The following is a 4,160-nucleotide window of genomic DNA, read 5'->3' on the forward strand; positions in this document are numbered from 1 at the left end:
AGCCACCGCAGGGCGGCGGCGAGGACGACGGCGCCGATCGGAACGTTGATCAGCAGCACCCACCGCCACGACAGCCCCTCGACGAGCAGCCCGCCGATGAGCCCGCCCGCGGCACCGCCGCCCGCGCCGACCGCCGTCCAGGTGGCGATGGCCCGCGCCCGCCCGGCGCCCTCCGGGACGGCGGAGGTGAGGAGGGTGAGCGTGGACGGGGCGAGGACGGCCGCGCCGAGGCCCTGCGCGGCCCGCGCGGCCAGCAGCTCCCAGCCCTCCTGCGCGAATCCGCCGCCCAGTGAGGCCACCGTGAACAGGGAGAGCCCGACCAGGAACATCCGCTTGCGGCCGAACAGGTCTCCGGCGCGCCCGCCGAGCAGCATGAACCCGGCGAAGGCGATCGCGTACGCGTTCACCACCCATTGCAGGCCCGGGCCGCTCAGCCCGAGGTCGGCTCGTATCGCCGGCAGCGCCACGTTGACGACGGACACGTCGAGCACGACCAGGAACTGTCCGGCGCAGGCGAGCGCCACGACGAGCCAGGTGGGGGGTGGGGTGCGGAGGGAGGCACGGGCGGTGGTGTCAGTCGCTGGGAGCATGGGTGCCATGGTCTCAACCGGTCCCGGTGCGGGCATCGGCATGTGGTCCCAATGGCCTCGGTCGTACGACCGGTAGGAGGTCGTACGACCGAGGACGCGGGCCGGGAGGACGGTCAGGAAGGCGGCCCGGGAGGACGGGGCGCGAAGGCATCCCGGGAGGACGGGGCTGGGAGGCGGCCCGGGAGGACGGGTCAGGACGCCGTGCAGCCGCCGATGGCCGGTGCCGCCGAGTTGCCGTTCTTCATGACGGTGAACCCGAAGCTGGTCGAGGCGCCGGCGGCGAGGCTGCCGTTGCCATTGGGCCGCATGGTCATGACGTTGCCGCTGCTGTCCCAGGTGGGCGAGCCGTTCCAGGTGGCGGTGATCTTCTGCGGGGAGGTGAGGGTGACGGTCGTGGTCCAGCCGGTGATGGCCGCGCTGCCCGCGGTGATGGTCACCCTGCCGTTGAAGCGGTCGCTCCACTCCTCCTGCTTGCTGTAGGTGGCGGTACAGGTGGCGCCGCCCGGGTTGCCGGGGTCGCCGCCGGAGGTGCCGCCGAGCGCGTTCAGCACGGCGGTGTACGCGGGCTTCTTGTTGTAGTTGGAGTCGAACAGCAGCGGGGTGCCGCTGGCCCGCCAGGAGTACTTGTCGGTGATGCCCCAGACGGTGATGCCGGTGCAGCGGGTGACGGCGAGGCAGGCCTTGACCACGTTGGCGTAGCTGGTGGCCTGGCTGGTGCCGGAGCCCTCGATGTCGAGTTCGGTGATCTGGACCTCGACGCCGAGGTCGGCGAAGCGCTGGAGATTGGCCTGGTAGTCGGCGGGGACCGGGGAGGCGCTGTTGAAGTGCGACTGGAAGCCCACGCAGTCGATGGGCACGCCGCGCGCCTTGAAGTCGCGGACCATGTTGTAGACGGCATTGCTCTTCGCGTTGATGCCGTCGGTGTTGTAGTCGTTGTAGCAGAGCTTGGCGGCGGGGTCGGCGGCGCGGGCGGCGCGGAAGGCCTCCTCGATGAAGCCGTTGCCCAGCTTGTCCTGGAAGGGCGAGCTGCGGCGGGCGCCGCTGGAGCCGTCCTGGAAGGCCTCGTTCACCACGTCCCAGGAGTGGATCTTGCCCTTCCAGTGGCCCATGACCTGGTTGATGTGGTTGTTCATGGCGCTTCTGAGGTCGGTGGCGCCGAGGCCCGCGACCCAGCTCGGCAGCTGGGAGTGCCAGACCAGGGTGTGGCCGCGGACCTTCATGCCCCGGCTCTGGGCGTGGCTGACGATCCGGTCGGCCGCCGCGAAGTTGAACGCGCCGCGGCTGGGTTCCAGGGCGTCCCACTTCATCTCGTTCTCGGGCGTGACCGAGTCGAACTCGGTGTTGAGCGTCGAGACGTACGGTGCTTCGCCCAGGTGGTTGGCCGCGACGGCGGTGCCGAAGTAGCGGCCCTTCTCGGCGGCGGCGCCGGCCAGCGTGCTCGCCGCCTCGGCGGTGCCCGACGCGGCGGTGAGGCCGGCGACGGCGAGCAGGCCGGTGAGGACCGGGGCGAGTGCCCTGCGGGCACGGGAGGACGTGCTCGTATGCATGACTGACTCCCGAAAGTTTCGTGCGGGTTTCCGATTGGCTTCGGAGACCGTACGGACTAACCGCAGGGGCGTCAACGGGGTGTGCACGAGAGGAATTTGGGGATTACGGGAGGAGAACCTCGCATCCTCGGCCCGAAACTTTCGCGCAGCACTCCGACGGGTTCGGATGCCCTGATGGCGGATCAGATCCCCATGACCGGGTCAAGAATTAGTTAGATCGCATAAGCATCGGAATAGTTGCCCGGGCACACCGAGTTCATGCTGCACATGACACGCACGACGACCGGCGCGACGGCCGGCCAGCCTGCCAGGCCCGACCGGACCGACCGGACCGACCGGACCGAACGGACCGCCAACCAGGCCGTCGTCCCGGTGCTCGCCTTCGCGGGCATCGTGGTCGCGGTGATGCAGACCCTGCTCGTCCCGGTGATCAAGGACCTGCCGCAGCTGCTGGCCACCGACCCGGGCAACGCGACCTGGGTCCTCACCTCGACGCTCCTCTCCGGAGCCGTGGCCACCCCGATCATGGGCCGGCTCGGTGACCTCTTCGGCAAGCGGCGAATGCTGGTCGGCAGCCTCGCCGTGATGGTCGTCGGCGCGCTGATCAGCGCGTTCACCAGCGCGCTGCTGCCGATGATCGTCGGCCGCACCCTCCAGGGCTTCGCCATGGGCGCCATCCCGCTCGGCATCGGCCTGATGCGCGACATGCTCCCGCGCGAGCGGCTCGGCTCCGCCATGGCCCTGATGAGCAGCTCCATCGGCGTCGGCGGCGGTCTCGCGCTGCCCGCGGCGGCGCTGGTCGCCCAGCACACCGACTGGCACGCCCTGTTCTACGGCGCCGCCGGCCTCGGCGTCCTCGCCATCGCCCTGGTCCTGCTGGTCGTCCCCGAGTCCCCCCTGCGCGCCCCGGGCTCCTTCGATCTGCCCGGCGCGCTCGGACTGTCCGCCGGACTGGTCCTGCTGCTCCTGCCGATCACCAAGGGCAGCGACTGGGGCTGGTCGTCCGGCACGACGCTGGGCCTGTTCGCCGCGGCGGTCGTGGTGCTGCTGCTGTGGGGCCTGATGGAACTCAAGGTCGCCGCGCCGCTGGTCGACCTGCGCACCACCGCACGCCGCGAGGTACTGCTCACCAACCTCGCGTCGATCATGGTCGGGGTCTCCTTCTACGTCGTCTCCCTCGTCCTGCCCCAGCTCCTCCAGCTTCCCTCAGAGACCGGCTACGGCCTCGGACAGTCGATGGTCGTCGCGGGCCTGTGCGTGGCCCCGCTGGGCCTGACGATGATGTTCACCGCACCGGTCTACGCCCGCCTGTCCGCCAAGTACGGCCCCAAGGTGACCCTGATCCTCGGTCTGCTCGTCATCGCCCTCGGCTACGGCGGCGGACTCGGCCTGATGGACGCCGCCTGGCAGACCCTCGTCACCTCGATCGTCCTCGGTGCGGGCATCGGCCTCGCGTACTCCTCGCTCCCGGCGCTGATCGTCGGCGCCGTCCCGGCCTCCGAGACCGGCGCGGCGAACGGCCTGAACACCCTGATGCGGTCCATCGGCACGTCCGTGTCGAGCGCCGTCATCGGGATGGTGCTGGCGAACACGGCGGACACCGTCGGCGGCGTCGCCGTCCCGACGATGCACGGCTTCCGCGTCTCCTTCCTCATCGCCACCGCCGCCGTCGCCGTCGGCCTGCTGCTGGCGCTGTTCCTGCCGGGGCAGCGGCCCTCGGGCAAGCTGCAATTGCGGGCGAGCAGTGAGGAGGACGCTTCGCTGGAGCGGGCCGAGGAGGTGCTGCGGGGCTTCCAGGGGCGGGTGCTGTCCGCCGACGGGGCGCCGGTGCCGCGGGCCCGGGTCACCCTGCTCGACCGGCAGGGCCGCCGTGCGGGCGCGACGTACTCCGCGGAGGACGGGGGCTACGCGCTCGCCGTGCCGGCCTCGGGTTCCTACGTCCTGGCCGTCCAGGCCGCGGGGCACGGTCCGCACGCCTCGGCGGCGACCCACGCGGGTGAGGGGCGGGCCCTTATACACATCT

3 protein-coding genes are annotated in these 4,160 nt (G+C 71.2%); 1 reads left to right on the plus strand and 2 read right to left on the minus strand.

Annotated elements, in window-relative coordinates:
• Together CCN42_RS26555 and CCN42_RS26560 are read right to left on the minus strand one after the other, a co-directional pair.
• The coding region (locus CCN42_RS26555; protein ID WP_422641190.1) for an MFS transporter at positions 1-590 on the minus strand (590 nt) is incomplete at its 3' end.
• 191 nt (positions 591-781) lie between these two features.
• Entirely contained in the window at positions 782-2,137 is a 1,356-nt protein-coding gene (locus tag CCN42_RS26560; RefSeq protein ID WP_086739384.1) for a glycoside hydrolase family 10 protein, read from the minus strand.
• A gap of 267 nt (positions 2,138-2,404) precedes the next feature.
• On the opposite strand from CCN42_RS26560, the gene CCN42_RS26565 reads away from it, so the two are divergent.
• Positions 2,405-4,160, plus strand: a 1,756-nt coding sequence (locus tag CCN42_RS26565; protein WP_086739386.1) for an MFS transporter, incomplete at its 3' end; no start/stop codon positions are given.

Origin of the sequence: Streptomyces glaucescens, from assembly GCF_002154375.1 — a bacterium.
GTDB lineage: Bacteria > Actinomycetota > Actinomycetes > Streptomycetales > Streptomycetaceae > Streptomyces > Streptomyces glaucescens.

Bases quoted from the DNA above. Each gene is read 5' to 3' on its own strand.
- CCN42_RS26560 (WP_086739384.1), bottom strand. From the start codon at position 2,137: ATGCATACGAGCACGTCCTCCCGTGCCCGCAGGGCACTCGCCCCGGTC.